A 21,277-nucleotide genomic window follows, 5' to 3' on the forward strand; every position below is an offset into this window, starting at 1 on the left:
TTCTTTTCGTCACCGGAAAAAAGAATGGGCAAAACCCTTGTACTACATCTTGTTTTATGATCAGTCTTTCAATGAACTCTTTTGCTTGCGTCCGCCTGGTTATTGTCGAACGTGGGTGCAAAAGTAAACCTTCTTTTTGGCTTGTACAAATCTTTTTACCGGTTTTTTTGAGCTTTTTTTGCAGGGAAAAGATAAAGGGATGGGATAGAATGGAATAGAAAGGGGGGCCCTGCATAATTAAACGCTCTTTCTGAACGGGGGAATGCTGTTTTATCTTCCCGGCATAGGAAAGGGGAAAAAGCGGGAGAACGGCGGAAAAACAGCCTTTGACTGCATCAATGCCATGGGAATAAATTGATTATGGGTAATTTACATTTCCAGCGGAATCATTCGGCCAATCCGGTGCTGTATTTTCAGGTACTCCATGTTTTATTTTACCAAGGTGGGCCTGGTGGCTCACCATGATGGGCCACCAGGTCAACCCTGGTGTGTCTGCAGGCCCACCACGGTGTAATAAAAAAACAAGTACGGGGAAACGGGGAAAGGCATTGGCCCATTTATGCGGCGGAATGCCCTCACTACGGCGTATTGGAAGTAAAGCACCTGCTTTGACTGCCCTTAAAATAGGAGAATCATAGCGAGGCCGGAGACTCGCTTAGTCGAAGTACCTACCCTTATCTTATTAGTAAACATCGCTTTCCGGTTGAAAAAGAGATATTACAAATAATAATTCATCTACATAATAACACAAAACGAAAAATATATACCGATGAAGATATTGGAACACTCCCTATAGAATCATTACGAATGATTCAATCAATTCTTCTCAAAGAAGGCATCAAAAGCATGCGCCGAAGGTGGAAAGTCAAGTTTTTTCAATAACTCGTAAGATTCTCGCGCACCATATTCCCGGTCCATGGCACTATCCTCCCACTCTACTGAAAGCGGACCTTGATAATTAATATGATTTAACGCACGAATAATCTCTTCGAAGCAAATTTTCCCTCGTCCTAAGCTACGGAAATTCCAATAACGCCGCGGATCCCCAAAAGGGACATAGCCCCCAAATACACCCGCCGGTTTAGGAGTATCACTCCAATAAACATCTTTCATATGCACATGAAAAATACGCTCCGGGAACTGATAGATAAAATCTACATAATCCACCCCCTGGTAACCCAGATGACTCGGATCATAATTAAAGCCGAAAGCCTGATGATTGCCTATAGCTTCTAAAGCACGGCGGGCGGTAATAGTATCAAATGCTATTTCCGTAGGATGTACTTCCAAAGCAAAGCGGATGCCTAAGCGTTGATATTCATCCAGAATCGGAGTAAAACGGCAGGCAAAGTCATCAAAACCCTTATTCACCATTGCTTCGGTGACAGGAGGAAACGAATAAAGCAGGTGCCAGATAGAACTCCCCGTAAAACCGACCACAGTCTTTACTCCCAGCACTTTGGCCGCATGGGCTGTCAATATCAGTTCTTCCGAAGCTCGTTGATGAATGCCTTCCGGATCTCCATCTCCCCAAATAAAATCGGGTAAAATGGCTTTATGCCGCTCATCAATTCTATCACACACAGCCTGACCAATCAGATGAGAAGAAAGAGTATGCAGTTGAAGGCCATATTCATTCAATAGGTCCTTTATATTTTGGAAATAAGCTTCGTCTGTTCGATGTACATCCAAATGATCGGGCAGTCCGATTTCAATGCCATCATATCCAAAAGAATGGGCCTTTTGGCAAACGGTTTCTAAAGAAAGGTCTCCCCATTGGAGTGAATATAAAGTAATCGGTCTCATAAGGCAATAGATTTAAGAGGTTTAATTATTTACGATGTCTTCAAATATAGCAATTCTTAAGAAATAAAAAATAATTAGGACTCTATTATAAACAAAAAACAAGGGATCTTCAAAAAAAGACTATCCAAAAAGTTAAAAATGGATACTCTCTTTTATATCTTCGAAAAGACGAATTCTAAACCTTCAAGATATTGAAAAACTATTCTTGTTTATTATTCAATGTTTCTTTATACCCATATTGTATTTTCCTGTTCAATGCGTGTTGTAATTGTTTGACATAAGTTGTCGATTTACGAATATATGAGATAATTTTTTAAGCTATCGACAAACAAAAAGAAATCAATCGAAGAGCAGAGTTTTTCGTAGTGAAAGAACAGTTCGTTTCTTTATAATATCCTTCTCCGTAATATGACCGATCAATAGAGGAGAGGAAGGATTATGACGAAGTACTTTTTCCATCACTACCTTCTTGTTATTATTGGCATAACAATAGAGGCAATTGTGTGGACAGGAATCATATTCACCGATATCGATACTTTCTATGCAATGGCAAGCGGCGCGTTGGTTCTTGTCTTTTCGGGATAGAAGAGGATAGCCGGTCATTTTTTCAATGATCTCATTGTCGATACATTTGCCTTGTTTGATGCCGAAAGGTTGCAGATCGATTTCTTCTGAACAGGATTGTATTTCTATATTGTATGTTTTTGCTATATCGACAATACTTTTGGATACAGTAAGAATTTCCTTTTCTGTCAAACTCCGGATGGTTGTTCCCCTCATATTCCTCTCTGTTTTTTTATACATGTCGATAAAACTGATCATACAACGGTTTGTATAAGATGATAATCTCCGGGCGATTGCTTCAAATGATTGAGTATGATAATATATATCTATAGTTTCAGAAAGTAATATAGGATCATATCGCCAGATGACCCGGTCACTTCCGATTCTGTCCGATAATTTTTTGAATGTTTCTATCACACCGGCTTTACGGGGGACTAAAACTTCCATTTGTTGATTATATGGATTGATGGTAAATTGGAAATAGTAATGAAAGGGATCAATTTCATGCAAACGAGGTAACATTGCTGCCGGGTTTTTAGTCCAGAAAACAATACAATCTACAACATCAGTTGTAAGAAGAATTTTACTTACCTGCTGGAAATTCATCGGATTGCGCACATATACAAATCCTTCTTTTATCCGGTTATAAAACCATTCCGGATAAAATGCGGGAATATCAGTTCGTCGGCTTGCACTTATTATCATACACTAAAAATAATGAAATAGGACAATATAATAAAATTATGGACTTTCTCTTTTTATTAATTTAACGAGAGCTCCCTATAAACTATCATTACCCTCCGACAAAAATAAAATTCTTTTCCATACTTTATGACAGGCCTCTCTCCCTCCTACGAAAAAATCATCTAACCTTATTTACTCCATTTTTTTCAACTGTTTCACCCAGTCAGCAATTCGCTTTGCCGTCAAATCAGATTTATTCTCGATATACTATATGCGCAAGTTTAATAAATACAAGTCGAATGTGAATGTGGTGGACGCCGATGGGCTGATGAAAATCTTCCGTCTGGGCGAATTATATCTGAATTTTTCAGAACAGCCGCTGACAAAGATTGTCTTTGTCCCGGAAATCACTAAGCAGGGAACCGTTTACCAGATACAAATCACAGGCGTCGGACAGGTAAGAAATCAACAAGAAAGTGTATGGGTTTGTGCTTTTCATATTTTATCAACATACTTATGCATACCATAAAAAAGCCCGAAGCCTTTGAAGACTTCGGGACATTTAATAAGGATATAGTTTCTGGAAACTCTATTCAGCCCATTCCTTCTTTAATTGTTTCACCCAGGCAGCAATTCGCTTTGCTGTTAAATCGGATTGATTCTCTAAATCGAGGACTAAGCCAAGGAATTGATTATTCCGAACAGCACGGGATTTATTGAAATCGTAGCCTTCGGTAGAGGTAAACCCGACCAAAGTAGCACCTGCCAATTCAAAGGCATCGGCCAGAATGCCAACGCCATCCACAAAATTATCGGGATAGCCGGCCTGGTCTCCCAAGCCGAAAATAGCCACTTTCTTTCCGGACAAGTCCAGAGATACGAGTTCCGGAATCAATTCATCCCAATAAGTCGGGAGCTCTCCGTCGAACCAGGTAGAAGCGCCTACAATCAAATTGTCATAATGCTCGAAATCCGTTTTCCAAGCCTCTTCGATGGGGACAATATCCACCTGATCCGTTCCGAAAGCCTCTTGTATCTGCTTTCCTATCTGTGCCGTTTTCTTTGTGTTTACACCGTAAAACAAACCTGTCTTTTTCATTTCTTCTCTTTTTATTTTTATTTATGCATAATCAATATTCCAACAACCGTTTTGCCTCATCATAGATTAAAGGTATTCCCGGAAGGATCGCTTTCTCCAGGTTCGGATGGAATCCTACCGGCGTAAAAGTAGAACCAACCCGCCGGACGGGAGCATCCAGATGCTGGAATATTTCGGTTCCGATCGTTGCGGCTATTTCCGCACCGAATCCGGAAAAGACCTTGTCTTCATGGACAATTAAAACTTTATTCGTTTTCTTTATAGATGCAAAGACTGTTTCTTTGTCCCACGGGAGAAGCGACCGTAGATCGATTACTTCGACACTTCCATGGCCTTCCTTTGCCAAACGTTCTGCTACCGCAAGGCAAAGGTGGGTGGTATTTCCGTAGGTAATGACGGTCATATCTTTCCCCTCCCGGCGAATGCGGGCTTTACCGAACGGTACTTCGAAATCATCCGGCACGACAGTTGCCGCCTCCGAAGAGTTATATAACGCTTTCGGTTCCATGAAAACCGTCAGTCCCCGCGAACGCAGGCTCGTACGTAAGAGCCCGGCAGCATCATCAGCAAACGAGGGATAGACGATCCGGGCCCCCGGCAAGGTTGTCAAGGCGCCTTCCAGGTTTTGGGAATGATATAAGCCGCCGCCGATATAGCCGCCGGAAGCGAGGCGCAAGGTGATATTAGGTGAAAACTGCCCGTTGCTTCGCCAATAGTCGTGCGTACACTCCACATACTGATTCATTGCCGGCCAAAAATAATCGGCAAACTCAGCCCCTTCGATCACGAGCCGTATCTTTGGGTCGAAGCGGGACATTCCATTGGCCGTACCGACAATATAATCTTCGGCGATGGGCGCATTGAAGACGCGGGCTTCGCCGAACTCCTGCTGCATACCCTTCGAGACATTGAAGACACCGCCTTTATCCTTGTTCGCCACATCCTGTCCCCAAAGAAAAGTATCCGGATTGAGCCGGAACTCGGCCTTTAAGGTTTCATTGATAGCCGTCACCATATTTTTCTTCTCCCCTTCCGCCGAATGGATTCCTTCGGGATAACGTTGCGGATGGTAAGGTTCAGGAATGACATGGTCGAGAATTGTTTTCGGATCAGGATCCGGCGCAGCGATCGCTTTCCGGTTAGCCGCCTTTAATTCCTTGGCCGCCTCTTCTTCAATCTGCTTAAGCTCCTTTTCGGTAAACCGTTTGTAACGCAAGAGCATTCGCCGGAATTTAAGCAGCGGGTCGGCCGCTCTGACATAAGACAGCTCGTCTTCATCCCGGTACAATGTATGTTTGTCGGAATTGGAGTGGGAACCGATTCGGACACAGTTGGCCTGTACAATGACCGGATTGCGCGTTTCGATAGCGTATTCCCGCGCTTCCTCCATAGCATTCATGGAATCGAAAACGTCCTTCCCATTACAATTGATGATCTTCAGGTTCTTAAAGCCCGAGAAGTTTTCCGCTACGCGACGATTGGCCGTCTGGTCCTTCTTGGGCACCGAAATTCCGTATCCATTGTCCTGTATGACAAAAATGACAGGCAGGCGCTCCGTACTGGCCCCATTGATCGCCTCGTACACAAAACCCTCCGAAACCGTCGCCTCGCCGTGCAGGGTGATAGCAACTCCCTCGTGCTTATAGTAAACCATGGCTCTCGCCACTCCCACCGCATGAGTATCCTGGCTACCGACGGCCGAGGATACATTTTCGATATGCCAGGAAATCTTGGCAAAGTGGTTTGACATATGCCTCCCTCCACCTGTCAGGTCCGTCACCTTGGACAAGCCGTTCAGGAGAATCTCCTCGACCGACATACCGGCCGAAAGCACAGTCAGCATATCCCTATAGTAAGGAAAGAGGAAATCCTTTCCTTTGCGGAATACCTGGCCGACCGCCAGTTGTATGCCGTCATGCCCCGCATAAGGCGCATGGTAAGACCAACCCAGAGACTGCAGCAGATAAGAGGGCGCCTTCTCGTCGATCGCCCGTCCGAGCGTCATCAAATGAAACCATTTCTTCAGTAATTCCTGATCTGTCGTTCTTATATCGTATCTTTTCATCTCTCTTTTCATTTATTAATTATGCACTCCAATTCTCTAAATAATCCGCAATCCGGCGAAGGAATTCGCCGCCCAAAGAACCGTCGATCACCCGATGATCATAAGACAAGGATAGGTACATACGGTGGCGGATGGCAATCACATCTCCTTCGGCGGTTTCAAGGACCACCGGTTTCTTTTCGATCACTCCCACGCCGAGGATGGCCACCTCCGGCTGATTGATGATCGGCGTACCGAACAGACTCTTGAACGAGCCGAAATTCGTAATCGTAAACGTACCGCCCTGTATGTCATCCGGCGACAATTTGCTGGCACGCGCCTTCGCGGCCAAGGTATGGATAGAGGAGGCCAATCCGCTCAGGCTCAGCTTATCAGCATCCTTGATAACCGGAACGATCAGGTTGCCGTCGTTCAGTGAAACCGCAATACCCAGATTAATCCGTTTCTTCTGGATGATATTATATCCGTCGACTGAAGAATTAACGCGCGGAAAATCCTTCAACGCTCTGGTTGTCGCTTCCGCGATGGGGGACATGTAAGTCAGACTGATGCCTTCGCGCTTCTTAAAAGCATCTTTGTTTTTCTCACGCCACTGTACCAAGCGCGTTACATCTACTTCTAACACATTGGTCACATGCGGCGAAATCTTCTTGGAGGCCGTCATCCGGTCCGCAATGATACGCCGTACCGGATCCATGGCGATTACTTCGTCTTCCAGTGAAATGGCGACCGGAGCAGGACGTTCCGCCGGAGCAGGCGAAGCAGCTTGCGATGCAGCCGGAGCCGTCGATACGCTTTGTGCGGCCGGCTTAGCGGGCGCAGGCGAAGCAACTCCTCCCTTGGCTTTCTGTTCCAAATAGGATTCAATATCTTTTTTACTTAATCGGCCCAGGTATCCGGTGCCCGGAATGGCATCCAATTCCTCTTTCCCGATGCCGGCTTCACGCGCCTTGCTCAGGACGACCGGCGAATACCAGCGGTCCTCCGTTCCCTTGGTTACCTTTTCGGCAGGAACCGGCTCACTTTTTACCGCCACTTGCTCCGGCTCTTTTCCGGCAGGCGCTTCCGGCGTTTCTTGATTTCCGGTAGCCGGTTCCGTTGCGGGAGTTTCTTCCCCTTCGTCGCCATCCAACTGAATCAGCGCAACTACGACGCCGACCTCTACAGTATCTCCTTCATTTGCCAAAATCTCAAGAACTTTCCCCGCGACCGGAGAGGGCACTTCCGCACTCACCTTCGCCGTATTTACTTCAAACAGGATATCGTCTTCATTGACGTGATCCCCTACTTTTACAGACCAGGAAATAATCGTTCCTTCCGTAATGCTCTCTCCCAGCTTGGGCATTTTTATTTCAAATGTTGCCATAGTACAATTATTATTAAACACATTTATTTCACACAAAAAGAAGAGAAGAGGATGGCGGTTTTTATTATTACTGCCGACAGAAGCTACCTTCGTAGTTCCATATGGAAGTTGCATATTTTATTGTTTCCAAACGGGTAATCGCGGACAGATCTTCCACCGTAAACGAGTAAAGACGATTACCCGGATCCTTACTCAAAAAATAATCCAATATATATTGCCTGAATGCCCCCAGTGTCCATCTTCCGGGGAGATAATCCACCAAATTGGCGACCGGGCTTTTCACCGACCGAACCGTAATCCGGTGCTTCCCCTGAACTTCGTCTCCCGCTGGAAGCGCCTCCAAAGACGAAACCAACCGGTTCAAATCCGTTGAAAAGAGCAAAGTGGCATGATACATCGCCCGATCCTTATGGATGCATTGGGCGCTTCCCGAAACTTTATATCCGTCAATATAAAGCCCTCGCCGCTCATCCGTCCGGACTTCGATCCCTATCCGTGAAAGCATGGCGGCTATTTCTCCGGAAAAGCGGTCGAAATCCGCATTCCCTGTCGTTTCAATAAAGGTAAGGTTCATATTTCCGCCATCATGAAACACGGCGCCTCCACCCGAAAAACGACGTACAATTTTCAGATTATCAGTCTGAGCCACCTGGCTGTTCACCTCATGCCAGACCTCCTGATGTTTCCCGATAATTACCGACGGCTCGTTCTGCCAGAGCATAAACAAGTTCTCCCGAAAGTTCTTCAACAGATACTCTTCGGCAGCCAAATTAAAATACGCGTCAGTATGTCGGTTATCTATGCAAAGCATGCTTTTTCTTTATGCAAACAAAGTTTCATGAATAATTTCACCCACTGTCGGATGCGGATAGACATGCCTGCGGAACGACTCGACCGTATCCTCGTTGGCTATTGCTATGCCGGCAATCACAATCAGTTCAGACACCGGATTCCCCAATAAATGGCATCCGATAATCCGGCCGTCGGCATCCGTTATGATTTTGCACAAGCCATTGCCCGTCTCATTTTCAGCGACAAACCGCCCGGCATAGGCCATCGGCAATTTAAGTACACGGTACGACGCGCCCTCGGCCGCCAATTCCTCTTCGGTTTTTCCTACGCCTGCAATCTCAGGATTGGTATATACGACACCCGGAATCGCGCGATAACTCATTGGATCGTCCTCCCCCAAGATATGTGAAATCGCCACTTCACCCTCGCGAATAGCGGTATGCGCCAAAAGGGAAAAGCCGGTCACATCCCCCGCGGCATAAACCCTCGGGTGGCTTGTCTGCATATATTCATTCACTTTAATACCTCCCCGGTTTAACTCGATGGAGAGTTTCTCCAAACCCAGGTCACGGGTAACCGGCCGGCGGCCGACACTCAACAGAATGCGGTCAGCCTCGATCGTCTGCGAGGCGCCGTCCTTTTCGATCTCTACGCCTTGGGCTGAAACAGCAGTCACTTTTGCATTCAGGCGGAAATCCACTCCCCTGCGGGTATAATCGGCCCGTAACATGGCGGAAGTCTCCTTATCCATCGCCCCGAGAATTTCCGGCATCATTTCGACCACATGCACCTTAACGCCCATGCTGTTAAAGAAAGAGGCAAACTCCATGCCGATCACCCCACCGCCGATAATTACCAACGATTGGGGCAACTCCGTCGCTTCCAAGGCCTCCTTGGAAGTCCAGTAAGGTGTTTCCGACAATCCCGGAATGGGCGGGATCACGGTTTCGGAGCCGGTACAGACCAAAAGATAGGTTACGCGATAGGTTTCCCCTTCGCAAGATAGAAGAACCAGATCCTGCTCCTCTCCGGTAATGGCCACCGTACCCTGCACGACTTCCACCCCGTTCGACTTCAGTTTCGCCCGCACGCCGGCTGTCAACTTCCGGACCACCTTATCTTTCCGGGTAATGATTTTCTTTAAATCAAACGACGGATTCGGATCGGCTGTTACACCGTATTTCTCTACACCTTTGATAGTATCCAACAGTTTAGCGGAATACAAGAGTGTTTTGGTAGGAATACACCCTTCATTCAAACAGACCCCGCCAATGGCGCCGCGTTCGAAGAGCACCGCCTTCAAACCGCCGGCTGCCGCTTTTTCTGCCGCATTATATCCGGCAGGCCCACCTCCAATAATTGCTATATCAAAATCCATGATTATTAAATTTACAGATAAAAAAGCTTCTACTACTAATTTAACAAACGATTCATGGATTAGTTAATCCTCTCATTATATATTAACAATTATCCTCTATCATTTTACGGATATTTAGAATAACGGTTCCGGGAAAAAAATTCCATATAATTCCCTAAATTCATTACTTTTGGTGCTGCAAAGACATTGAACATGAAAAAATACTTGATCCTCTTTTTATCCGCTTTTTTAACATACTCCCTAATGCCTTCTTACACATCGGCACAAAAGGTGGGTTTGGTTTTGAGCGGAGGAGGTGCAAAGGGGGCGGCCCATATCGGCGTAATTAAAGCGCTGGAGGAAAATGACATCCCAATCGATTATATTACCGGGACTTCTGCAGGGGCAATCGTGGGCAGTTTATACGCCATGGGATATTCGCCGGATGATATCCTGACCCTTTTTCTGTCGGATGAATTTGGCTACTGGCAAACCGGAACCATAGAAAAAGAATATGTCTATTATTTCAAGATGCCCGACCCGACGCCGGATATCGCCCATTTTTCCTTCGACTTGACCGATTCGCTGCAGGTAAAGCCCAATCTGTTGCCGACAAGTCTAATCAACCCAATCCAAATGAACCAGGCCTTCATGGAACTATACGCACAGGCTACGGCCAAAGCCGGATGGAACTTTGATAACTTGTTCGTTCCTTTCCGTTGCATCGCGTCGGATGTATATAATAAGAAACCAATCATATTTAGAAACGGAGATTTGGGCGAGGCCGTGCGCGCTTCCATGACCTTCCCCCTATTTTTCAAGCCAATATGGAAAGAAGGTGTCCCACTTTTTGACGGAGGAATCTATGATAATTTCCCGGTCAGTACGATGAAAACAGATTTCCACCCCGATTTCATCTTCGGTTCAGCCGTATCAGACGGGAAAAAGAAGCCTTCGGAAAACATCTATAGCCAGATAGAAACCATGATCATGCAAAAGACCGATTATACCATTCAGGAAGAAGATGGCATCGGCCTGGAGTTTATACTGAGAGATGTCAACCTGCTGGACTTTCAGCGGAGTGAAGAAATAATGAAGATCGGCTACCAAAGGACTCTCGCCATTATGGATTCCATCAAGGAGCGCATTCCCCGCAGAATGCCGTTCGACGAACTGAAAGCCCGGCGTGAAGCATACAGAAGGAACCTTCCTCCGCTCATGTTCAAGAATATTTATATCACCGGAGTGAACGAATTGCAACGCAAGTATATCGAATCACAGTTACACCGTGACATAAACGACGAGTTCTCAATGGAAGATTTCAGGAAAGCTTACTTCAAGATCCTCTCTTACTCAAAGATAAAAGAAATCATTCCACGCGCCGTATACAACCGGAAAGAGAAGAAGTTCGACCTCTACCTGGATGTCAACATCGACGATGAAGTGACGGTCAGCCTCGGAGGGAATGTATCTTCACATCAGGCCAACCAACTCTACCTGGGACTCGGATATAGGAGTTTAGGACAGTATGCCGCCGACCTGAACGCTGACTTACAGATGGGAAACTCCTTCAGCGGAGCGCTGCTGAACGCACGTTTTTTCCTTCAGACCAGGATTCCTTCCTACGTAAACTTACAGGCTGCCTTCTCTTACAGGAAATATTCGGAAAGCCAAAGCTTGTTCTATGAAGATGTCGTCCCGGCCTTTATCAAACAAAGGGAAAAATATATAAAAGCCGACCTGGGACTGCCTTTCCTGAGCAAAGCAAAGGCTATTATCGGGGTTGGATATGGAAACCTGGACGACCAATATTACCAAACCTCGGACATCAACTTCGCAGAATCGAAGTTTGACAACAGCCAATATGACCTCTTCAAAGCGTCCTTCCGTATCGAACGCAACTCATTCGACGCGAAACAGTATCCTATATCAGGGCGCCGCCAACTGTTGAACGCCCAGTTTATAACCGGAACGGAACATTTCAGCCCTTACAACACTTCCACCCTGAAGAGGAATCAGGAAAAGCATACGCAAAGCTGGCTGCAAATTAATGCCGGTTGGGAGCAATATATTGACATAAGCAAGCATTTCACGTTAGGTTATCACGCAGACCTGGTGCTCTCCAGCAAAAACCTGCTAAGCAATTACACAGCATCTGTCCTCCAGGCTCCCGCGTTCACCCCGACACCCCACAGCAAAATACTTTTCAACGAAGCGTTCCGGGCAAACCAATACGGGGCGGCAGGACTCTCTCCGATCGTTAAAATCGGCAAACTACTTCATTGGCGTACGGATCTGTTTCTGTTTGCTCCCTTGTATGAAATAAAAAAGGGCAGCCTGGTAGAAAATACGACGAATTATCTTCCTTATTATGGTAACTTTCTAAATTCCCTTAAATACATGGGTGAAACGGCCTTGGTACTTCAATTGCCCTTTGTTTCGGTCAGCCTTTTCGTCAATGGATACAGCTATCCGAAACAAAACTTTAACGTAGGGCTAAACATTGGATATCTGATATTTAATCCCGGGTTTCTAGAATAGATCCCGGCTCTGGCAACAGAAACACAAGGGAATATTTGCTCAATCCAAAAAGATTCCTTTAATTTGCACCACCCAAACAAAGGGTACCTTGGCCGAGTGGTTAGGCACCGGTCTGCAAAACCGTCCACGGCGGTTCGATTCCGCCAGGTACCTCAAGAAAAAACCCGGGCAATTCGTTGTTAATTGCCCGGGTTTTCTGTTTTCACTGCTTATATATTATTTCTGTTATAATAACCTCCGTTATTCTTGGGCTGCAGAGGGAGGCGGGGAGGCAATGCCCCAATTGCGGTTGGGGCGGTTACCCATGAGGAGGACCAGCTTGCCTCCTGCTTTGATATCATCGTGGCTGAACCAGGACTTATCCCAGTTTCTACCGTTTAAGGTAGCCGACTGAATATATTTGTTTTCATCTGAACAATTGACGGCTTCAATCTCAAAGTATTTCCCGCCGCCCAAATCAAGCGTCGCCCGTTCGAAGGCTGGGCTTCCGATAATATAGGCCGGCATACCGGGAGTAACCGGGTAAAAGCCCATCATCGAAAAGGCGACAAAGGCCGACATACCACCTCCGTCTTCATCACCGGGCACACCCATCAGGTCATTCCTGAACCACTGCTTCAGCAAAGCGCGGATACGTTTCTGGGTTTTCCAAGGTTGACCGGCATAATTATATAGATAAGGTATATGCAGCGAAGGCTCGTTCGCCATAGAAAATTGTCCCACGTTGCCGGTATGGTCCGGCAGCTGGGCGTAAAACTCGTATTTGCTCTTCCCTAACGGCTCGACAAACATTTGGTCCAGATTCTTTACAAAGGCTTCCTTCCCTCCCATCAGGTTGACCAGGTCCGCAATATTATGCTGTACATCCCAACGATAAATCCAAGCGTTATTCTCATCATAGTAATCCCGCGCACCCATTCCGCCGGAGAAGCGATAATCAAATGGTTCGATGAATTTCCCATCTTTGTCTTTCGGGTGGAAAAAACCGGTTTCGGCATTGAATACATTCCGGTAGTTATATGAACATTTTAAATAATAAGCCGCCTCTTCCGCTTTGCCCAGCGCTTCCGCTATCCGGGAAAGGCACCACTGATCGTACGAAGTTCCCAGCGTTACGGCAATCGGCTGCCTTTTCTCAAAGGGACCTACATTGGGCACCGTCTCCTTTTCGCCGGGTGAAAGCGCCGGAATATATCCATTCTTCTTATAGAATTCGTCCAGCCAGCCGGCAGGGGCTCCGCTCCAGGGGATAAGTGTCTTTTCCTCTATCCCTTTCTTGCATGCCAGATAGGCCTTTTCCAAATCAAATCCCCGCAATCCTTTCCGGTAGGCATCGATCACCGTCGCTACGCCATGATTGCAATTCATTCCCCTCGAGTCTCCGGTCACTCCGGGAAAAGTAGGCATCCATCCCTCCTTCGACTGGTCGGTCATCGTCAAAAAGGAACGGATGATATCCGTTTCCCTCTCCGGATCGATCAGTACGCGCAAAGGATGTGCCGCCCGATAGGTATCCCAAAGCCAATCATCCGTATAGAATGGTTTACCGCCATCCTCATGCACCTGCCCGTCGTAGGCACTGAAATAACGGCCGTCTTCACTGATGCAGACCGGGCGCTCGAAGCAGCGGTATAGAGAGGTATAGAATACGGTTTTGTCCGTCTCGCTTTTCCCTTCCACCTTGATTTTGCTTAGCGCTTCATTCCACAGGTCATACCCTTTCCCGGCCAACGCCTCCACATTATAATCATCCAGTTCCCTCCTTACATTCTTTTCGGCCTGCTCTTCGCTAATAAAAGAGATGCCATAACGTAGATTCAGCGTCTGCGGGCGGTCGCCATAATATAAGACGACATATGCATCCCGTCCCTGCGCCACTTTAGAGGAGCCGTCGATTGCATTTTCTTTCCATCTCCCCGCTTGCAAAGGCATCTGTTCGATTTCCAGATAGAGATAGACCCGGGTATTATTTCCCAGGTTTTGAACTCCCCTGACCTTATTTCCTTCCACCTTCATTTCACCATCGTGCGAATTAAGAATAAGGTAAACAGGCATATTGCTTTGCGTATACTTTATCCGGTAAATAGCCGATTGATGCGAAGGAGCATATCGGACCTCCGTTTCTTGGTCATCCAGGTACACCTCATAATAATAAGGTTTCAGTTTTTCCTGATCATAACTATATGATAATACAGGAGCGATTCCTTCGCTCCGTCCCTGATAAGGGCTCAGGTTGAAAGCGGAGCGGCCCCGATGGCTGGTCACAATCAACGGCAAGCCGTGAAGCAGGCCGCCCGTATAATCTCCCCTTTCGGGAATAACTCTCAACATACCATGAGGCAAATGTACCGTCGGGAAAGTAGGCACCAGTAAATGACTGATATTTCCCATATAAGGATTCACAAAATCAACCGGTTGTTTTTCCACATTTTCGCCACATACAGTACCGAAGGATAAAAGGAACAAAGCGGAAACTAAACAATTTCGAACAATATTCATAGGTTTTCTCTTTTTCACAAAAGTAATAAATTAAATGATTATTCAAGGTTATCAATTTTTAGTGGATAAGCGATAATTTTTGATTTCTCCTCCAAAAGAGGCGGACGAATCACGACGCAACATAAATTCTGTTTTGAACAAAACACGATTTATCCTATCTTTGGGCGAAATCAGAAAAAAAGATGCTAATCCTGTTATCACCGGCAAAAACAATGGTTGCCACATCAGCAGTCCGGGCTCCCGGAGAAACCCGCCCTGAATTTCAGAAGGAGGCAAACGAAATGGCGCTTTATATGTCTCAGTTCTCTCCGGACGAACTGAGAAAAATATTAAAGTTAAATCCCCAGTTGGCCAAAGAGACCTATATGCGCTTTCAGAACTTTCATTCGCCGGAAGAAGCTCCTTTACAGGCTTTACTTGCCTATACCGGCGTTGTGTTCAAACATATCCGTCCCGAAGACTTTTCCAGAGAGGATTTCTTATTCGCACAAAAATCCCTTCGGATGGTGTCTATCTGTTACGGGTTGCTCCGTCCCTTCGACCTGATCAAACCTTATCGAATGGAGTACAATATAAAACTACCGGAAGCGGGAGACGGCAACCTGTATTCATTCTGGCGGGACAGGCAAACCGATTTTTTAATAAACGAAGTAAAACAAACCGGAGGGCTTTTACTCAACCTGGCAAGCAAGGACGTACAACCTGCGTTCGACTGGAAAAAAGCGGAGCAGTCGGTCCGGATTATCACACCGGAATTTAAAATAAACAAAAACGGGAATTATACGACGGTGGTCATCTACGCAAAAATGGCCCGCGGAGAAATGACCCGTTATATCATAAAAAACAAAATAGAAGATCCCGAGCTTCTGAAGAACTTCCTATGGGAAGGATTCCGTTACGAAGAAAGTTTGTCCGACTCCGGGAATTGGCTGTTTTTACAGGAATAAATCCGTAAATGAACGATTATTTAATCTATTCGAACGAATAGACCTCCTACGGCAAATTGCTAATCTCTAATTTTGCACTATATAAAAAATGTATCAATAATATTTTTATTAAACATGAAGAACTGGAAATGTATATCAATTTTGTGGATTGGCTTGTTTCTCACAGTAAGCCTGCATGCGCAAGTATCTTTCGGAGAACCTCAACTTATCAATGACACATGGAAATTCACATTGTCCGACTCCAAGGGAGCTGAGTCCGCGACCTTTAAGGATGTTTCCTGGCAATCCGTGGATTTACCCCACGACTGGAGTGTGAAACAACCGTTAAGCCCCACCTTGGCAAGCTGTATGGGTTATCTGCCGGGGGGAATCGGCTGGTATCGCAAAAGCCTTCTGATACCGGAAGAAAAAAAAGGAGAAAAAGTGTACCTTTATTTTGAAGGAGTGTACAATTACAGCGAGGTTTATCTGAACGGACAGTTACTCGGAAAACGTCCGAACGGATATGTGTCTTTCCTTTATGACGCGACTTCCTTCATCAAATATGGAGAAGAAAATGCAATCGCCGTGCGTGTAGACCATAGCAAACAAGCAGATTCACGCTGGTATACCGGTTCGGGTATCTATCGCAACGTTTGGTTGGTCTATGCCGACCCGGTCCATATCGCCCAATGGGGTGTTTATGCCTATCCGAAAAGCGCTTCTGCCAAGCAGGCCGTAGTAAGCGTGGAAACGGAAATAGAGAACGGTTCCGGGGAGACGGTCAACCTGACCATCCAAAACGAACTCTTGTCTCCCGAAGGGAAGCAAGTGGGCAAAACATCCCAAAAGATCACCATACAAGGCAAGCAGAACGGCAAATTATCTATGGATTTGAAAGTAAAGAGTCCTCAATTATGGGATTTGGAGACACCTCATCTCTACACCTTAAAGACAACAGTACTGAAAGGGAAAGAAATCATCGACTCGACTCATACTTCGACAGGCATACGCAGTTTCACATTCGACCCGAACAAAGGCTTTGCTTTGAATGGCAAATGGATGAAAGTAAAAGGCGTCTGCCTGCATCACGATGCTGGAGTCCTGGGTGCAGAATTTTACCGTGAAGTCTGGAAAAGAAGATTGCTGACATTGAAAGAGGTCGGTTGCAATGCAATCCGTACGAGCCACAACCCGCAATCGCCTGACTTTTATAAATTATGTGATGAATTGGGGTTTTTAGTATTGAATGAAGCTTCCGACGAATGGGAGTTTCCGAAACGCAAATGGCTGGTCGGCTGGAATCTGGGAAAACCAGGATTCGAAGGGAACTATGAGTTCTTTAAGGAATGGGGAGAGAAAGACCTGGCCGACATGGTGCGCCGTGACAGGAATCATGCCTCGGTCTTTGCCTGGAGCATCGTCAATGAAGTCGACTATCCGAATGATCCATATTCCCACCCGATATTAAATGGAGATACCAAGAACGGGTTCACACAAGCGATTTACGGAGGATATAAAAAAGACGCCCCGGATGCAGAGCGCTTGGGAGACATCGCCAAACGGATGGTCGCCATAGTCAAGCAATACGATCGCTCACGCCCGGTTACAGCCGGACTGGCCGGAGTCGCCATGTCGAACGAAACGGAATTTCCTTTCGCTCTGGACATCACCGGCTATAACTATACGGAGAGCCGTTACCAATCCGACCACCAGAAATATCCCGATCGCGTTATCTTCGGCAGTGAAACCCGCCACGAACTGAGCACATGGAAAGCCGTTACGGACAACGAACATATCTTTGGACAATTCCTATGGACCGGCATCGATTATCTGGGAGAATCAGGCGCCTGGCCTTCCCGCGGGTTCTATTCCGGACTATTGGATTTCGGAAGTTTCATCAAGCCGCGCGGTTATTTCCGCCAGTCTTTATGGACAACGGCTCCGATGGCATACTTGGGAACCTATCCTACTCCGGGAAAGGGAAGCCGCAACCAGATGAAAGACGTATGGTCGCAATTGGAAGCTGCAAATAACAAGGATTATGAAGAAAAAACGCCTTCAATGGACGCTTGGCCGACCTGGAACTATGAAGAAGGGCAGTCCATACGCGTCGTATGCTATACCAATACGGTCAAAGCGCAGTTATACCTGAATGGGCAGGCCGTCGGCTCTCCCAAAGAATATGATACTAATTCCGGCATCATCTTTTGGGACATCCCCTACCAAGCTGGGAAACTGGAGGTAACAGGTCTGAACAAGGACGGACAAGAGCTGGTCCGCCATGCGATCCAATCTTCCAAACAGCCATACGCCCTGAAGGTAGTTCAGTCGGAAACAAGCATCGGCAAGGAAAAAGGATTGGCCCAGGTGGTCATTCAGGTAGTGGATGAAAACGGAATACCGGTAAGGATTTCCGACAATGAAGTAACTTGTGAAATCGCAGGGCCGGCGAAGTTATTAGGCCTTGAAGCCGGGAACAATGAGGATATGGGCGACTATACGGATAACAAGCAACGGGTCTATCACGGGCATCTGTTGGCTTATATACAGGCAACCGGCAAGGCCGGGCAGGCGCATATCCGCTTTACCTCCCCCTGGTTGAAAGGAACGGAACTTACCATAGATGTAAAATAGATTCCGGCAAATTCGATCGTTAACCTCCAAAAGAGGTTGTTCAAAAGCCGTGATTTGTACGGAAAATCCAGTGCACTGAATTTTATAAATGAGTGCACTGGATTTTCAGGGCGGCGCAATGCTGTATTTTTACATCTTCATCAATTTTTGATGATCTTAAATTAGGGCTTTCTTGCGGTTCAATTTTTTTTTTTTTCACAAGCTCAATAGCTTTTCCCTTTTCCTCTGTATTTTCGACTTGTTTTTCAGATGATATTTCATCTAATATAGCATTATAACAGGAATTTAACACCAAAAAGGCAATGATAGTAAAAAGTAAAATGATTTTTTCATAACTTAAAAGGTTTATTTATTGTTTTGGATAATTTTTAATGTTACCTCTGTAAAAGTTGGAGCCGATATATACAAAATTAATTCTCGCATATCATCGCTCTGGTTCTCTTGCATTTCCACTGTTAGTTTATCTCTAACAATAGTTGCTTTATACCAATCTCTTTCAATTACCTCATTTTTATTATAAGTAGTAAAGTAACTTAATGTATCAGTCCCCATAACTTCCTTAATGTAGCCAATAGCCCAAGCTACTTCTGTCTCTTGAGAAGAAAAAACAACATTTTGCTTTTTACAATCTATTGTTCTTTCTGTTTCATTAAAATGAAGAGGAGTAAGTCTTCCCGGTGGCTCATCTTCTAAATTCGTACAAGCATTTAATAAAAAGAATGTACTTGTTAAGGTCAAATAAAAAAAAGCCCTTATATTCATAATCTCATAGAATTAAGTTTATAATAATGAGTAAAATCCTTGAAATCGTAACTTTACGTTTATATAAAGGAAACGGTCCCGTAGTTGATAAACAAATATTTTAATATAATAAATGTTACTTCTAAAAGGATGAAATACCGGTTTAATAGCATACAAAAACAGGATGAAATTCGGATTATAAAAATCAGATTTTAGAAGAAAATATTATTTTAATAAAACAAGATATCTAGTGAATCTGTTGCTATTACACAAATAATCCGATAAAACAAACAGGAGATCAGCCTACTTTTTCGTCGTAATCAAAATAACGCCGTTCTTACCATCATCACCATATAATTCAGTGGCCGATTTATTTTTTAACACTGAAACGGATTCAATCTGACTATGATCCAACTCTTTCATCTGTTCTTTGTCGGCTCGTTGTCCGTCTATGATAATTAAGGGCTCTGCCGTAGTCTTCTTAACTGATTTGGTTTGTATAAGAATCACGCCGTTTTTCCCTTTTTCCCCATAGCTGGCTTTTCCCGCTTCATCTTTTAATACGGAGATATTATCCACCGACTCCTGGGAAAGTTTCTTTAAATCTTCCGTAGTCGCCTCCACCCCATCAATAATATAAAGAACGCTATCTTTGGAGACAGTCCAAGGAGAAGATTTTTCCTTGCTCATCATTTTAAATACATTCGTTTGAGATGTGGAATCTATTCCAATCGCCCATTTTGTTTTCTTTCCTATCTTTTGATGATTGGATGAAGTATCAACAGGAACTACAGCATTCTGTAAAAGAGCAAAATCACTAACAGAATGGACAGCAGAAACCTTATTCAATTCACGGGAAACTTCGGGACGGGCAAAAACAGACATCGCCGCAACACTCAATGGAAGTACATAAAGGTACTTCAACCTTGCCCAAGCATTTGATTTAGTTTTTAACATCATAGTAATTCTTTTATTTAGTCCTTTTTGATTAAATCCGTTGACAACAGAATAAAAACGTCCGGCCCCTACCGCTTTCCTGATCAGGAGAAGTTGGTATTGCCTCGCATCCATGCCCCGTCCGAGCACTTCCGCATCCGCTTCGTACTCATGTATGTGCTGTATCTCTTTTTTCAGCAACCAAACCGCCGGATTGAACCATTGCAAGGCAACGCAACATTCAACCCATAAGATATCCCAGGAATGATGGAAATGAATATGCGCCGATTCATGCATCAGAATCGCGTTCCGGTCCTCTCCCCAATCTTCCCGGCTGATCACAATGTAATTCATCCAACTGAAAGGAGCGATAGGATGCCCGGTTTGTATGACTATTGTCCTATTGCCCAACTTCCGGCGTTCTCCGGTGCGGATCAACCGGTACATCTGAACAAAAGAATAAATCATGCGCAACAGGAAAAAAAAGACACCTATATAATAAAGGAGTAACAGCCCTTGAATCCAAAAGTCTCCCTTGGGGCGAACGTCTCCTTTTTCCATGACAGCTGCAGTCAACAACTCTTCCCAATTGATGAAAGATTGTTGCCAACCGGCTGTCTCCTCCGTCCGGAACATACAAAACGGGAGACAAACAGATAAGAGCAAAATACCCAAAAGAGCCACCCGGTTGAAATGGTGAAAAGTTTCCCGGCCTAACAAGAGTTTGTAAAACCAATAAAACAGCAACAGGCAAACCGATGACTTGACAATATAAATAAAAAACGCTCCCATAACCGTTTATTTGTTTTTCTGTTCGACTTTCCGAATCAACTGACGAAGTTCCTCTATCGAAATATCCTCCTCCTTTATCAAGGAAGACACTACCCCGATGTACGAATTATTGAAATATTTGGCAATGACATTTTTCAAGGTTCGATTCCGATATTCGTCCTCCGAAACAATCGCTTCGTAACGATACGTGTTCCCAAAACTGACGTGTGTCAGGTAATTCTTTTCCTCCAAGCCTCGTACTATTGTTGAGAGTGTGTTAAAATGGGGTTTGGGTTCTTCATAAAAATCCAGGAGTTGCTTTACAAACAAAGGTCCTTCTTTCCAGAAAAAACTCATTACCTCTTCTTCTTTTGCTGTTAATCGTATCATCTCATTCGTTATTTTCCACAAATAACTATACTTTTTAGTTGATCAACTAATTAATACAGTTAAATAACTAAAATGTATAGTTATTTAACCGGGAAACTCTTTA

Annotated in this window: 15 protein-coding genes and 1 tRNA gene; 5 read left to right on the forward strand and 11 right to left on the reverse strand. The window is 45.0% G+C overall.

The genetic code is table 11. The features are described 5' to 3' along the window. Positions 1-816 precede the first annotated feature (816 nt). Both BQ8014_RS12905 and BQ8014_RS12910 read right to left on the reverse strand, forming a co-directional pair. Positions 817-1,806, reverse strand: coding sequence for a sugar phosphate isomerase/epimerase family protein (locus BQ8014_RS12905; RefSeq protein WP_080904701.1), 990 nt, complete (start codon positions 1,804-1,806; stop codon positions 817-819). Positions 1,807-2,145: 339 nt separating this feature from the next. After that, the gene (locus BQ8014_RS12910) at positions 2,146-3,075 is read right to left on the reverse strand and encodes a DUF1848 domain-containing protein (RefSeq protein WP_080904702.1); all 930 of its coding nucleotides are present in this window, start codon (positions 3,073-3,075) and stop codon (positions 2,146-2,148) included. A 250-nt stretch (positions 3,076-3,325) separates the two neighbouring features. On the opposite strand from BQ8014_RS12910, the gene BQ8014_RS12915 reads away from it, so the two are divergent. Continuing rightward, on the forward strand, positions 3,326-3,583 hold the full coding sequence (locus BQ8014_RS12915) for a hypothetical protein (protein WP_080904703.1): 258 nt from the start codon (positions 3,326-3,328) through the stop codon (positions 3,581-3,583). Positions 3,584-3,643: 60 nt separating this feature from the next. On the opposite strand, the gene BQ8014_RS12920 is transcribed toward BQ8014_RS12915, so the two are convergent. The 5 genes from BQ8014_RS12920 to lpdA form a co-directional block, all read right to left on the reverse strand. Next, the gene (locus tag BQ8014_RS12920) at positions 3,644-4,153 is read right to left on the reverse strand and encodes a flavodoxin (protein ID WP_080904704.1); all 510 of its coding nucleotides are present in this window, start codon (positions 4,151-4,153) and stop codon (positions 3,644-3,646) included. A gap of 31 nt (positions 4,154-4,184) precedes the next feature. Continuing rightward, positions 4,185-6,218, reverse strand: a complete 2,034-nt coding sequence (locus BQ8014_RS12925) for an alpha-ketoacid dehydrogenase subunit alpha/beta (protein WP_080905964.1) — start codon at positions 6,216-6,218, stop codon at positions 4,185-4,187. 19 nt (positions 6,219-6,237) lie between these two features. Further along, positions 6,238-7,584 carry a dihydrolipoamide acetyltransferase family protein gene (locus tag BQ8014_RS12930; RefSeq protein ID WP_080904705.1) on the reverse strand — a complete coding sequence of 449 codons (1,347 nt, stop codon included), beginning with the start codon at positions 7,582-7,584 and terminating at the stop codon, positions 6,238-6,240. Between the two features lie 67 nt (positions 7,585-7,651). Then, a complete protein-coding gene (locus BQ8014_RS12935; protein WP_080904706.1) occupies positions 7,652-8,395 on the reverse strand; it encodes a lipoate--protein ligase family protein in 744 nt (247 codons plus the stop codon). A 9-nt stretch (positions 8,396-8,404) separates the two neighbouring features. Beyond that, positions 8,405-9,754: a dihydrolipoyl dehydrogenase gene (gene lpdA, locus BQ8014_RS12940; RefSeq protein ID WP_080904707.1), complete on the reverse strand. Its 1,350-nt coding sequence runs from the start codon at positions 9,752-9,754 to the stop codon at positions 8,405-8,407. A 192-nt stretch (positions 9,755-9,946) separates the two neighbouring features. Between lpdA and BQ8014_RS12945 the strand changes: the two genes are divergently transcribed. Then, positions 9,947-12,274: a patatin-like phospholipase family protein gene (locus BQ8014_RS12945; RefSeq protein WP_080904708.1), complete on the forward strand. Its 2,328-nt coding sequence runs from the start codon at positions 9,947-9,949 to the stop codon at positions 12,272-12,274. 82 nt (positions 12,275-12,356) lie between these two features. Beyond that, a tRNA-Cys gene (locus tag BQ8014_RS12950) sits at positions 12,357-12,427 on the forward strand. A gap of 87 nt (positions 12,428-12,514) precedes the next feature. Here BQ8014_RS12950 and BQ8014_RS12955 read toward each other — a convergent pair. After that, the gene (locus BQ8014_RS12955) at positions 12,515-14,773 is read right to left on the reverse strand and encodes a GH92 family glycosyl hydrolase (protein WP_080904709.1); all 2,259 of its coding nucleotides are present in this window, start codon (positions 14,771-14,773) and stop codon (positions 12,515-12,517) included. A 182-nt stretch (positions 14,774-14,955) separates the two neighbouring features. On the opposite strand from BQ8014_RS12955, the gene BQ8014_RS12960 reads away from it, so the two are divergent. Both BQ8014_RS12960 and BQ8014_RS12965 read left to right on the forward strand, forming a co-directional pair. Beyond that, positions 14,956-15,720 (forward strand): YaaA family protein, encoded by a 765-nt coding sequence (locus BQ8014_RS12960; protein WP_080904710.1) that lies wholly within the window; start codon positions 14,956-14,958, stop codon positions 15,718-15,720. Positions 15,721-15,834: 114 nt separating this feature from the next. Beyond that, positions 15,835-18,336, forward strand: a complete 2,502-nt coding sequence (locus tag BQ8014_RS12965) for a glycoside hydrolase family 2 TIM barrel-domain containing protein (RefSeq protein ID WP_080904711.1) — start codon at positions 15,835-15,837, stop codon at positions 18,334-18,336. A 345-nt stretch (positions 18,337-18,681) separates the two neighbouring features. On the opposite strand, the gene BQ8014_RS12975 is transcribed toward BQ8014_RS12965, so the two are convergent. The 3 genes from BQ8014_RS12975 to BQ8014_RS12985 all read right to left on the reverse strand — a co-directional run bounded on the left by BQ8014_RS12975 (position 18,682) and on the right by BQ8014_RS12985 (position 21,174). Next, complete coding sequence (locus tag BQ8014_RS12975; RefSeq protein ID WP_080904713.1) at positions 18,682-19,098, reverse strand: hypothetical protein; 417 nt, start codon at positions 19,096-19,098, stop codon at positions 18,682-18,684. A 282-nt stretch (positions 19,099-19,380) separates the two neighbouring features. Beyond that, positions 19,381-20,805, reverse strand: a complete 1,425-nt coding sequence (locus BQ8014_RS12980) for a M56 family metallopeptidase (RefSeq protein WP_080904714.1) — start codon at positions 20,803-20,805, stop codon at positions 19,381-19,383. A gap of 6 nt (positions 20,806-20,811) precedes the next feature. Further along, positions 20,812-21,174 (reverse strand): BlaI/MecI/CopY family transcriptional regulator, encoded by a 363-nt coding sequence (locus BQ8014_RS12985; RefSeq protein WP_080904715.1) that lies wholly within the window; start codon positions 21,172-21,174, stop codon positions 20,812-20,814. Positions 21,175-21,277: the final 103 nt, after the last annotated feature.

This window comes from Parabacteroides sp. Marseille-P3160 (assembly GCF_900162725.1).
In the GTDB taxonomy this organism is placed as follows: domain Bacteria; phylum Bacteroidota; class Bacteroidia; order Bacteroidales; family Tannerellaceae; genus Marseille-P3160.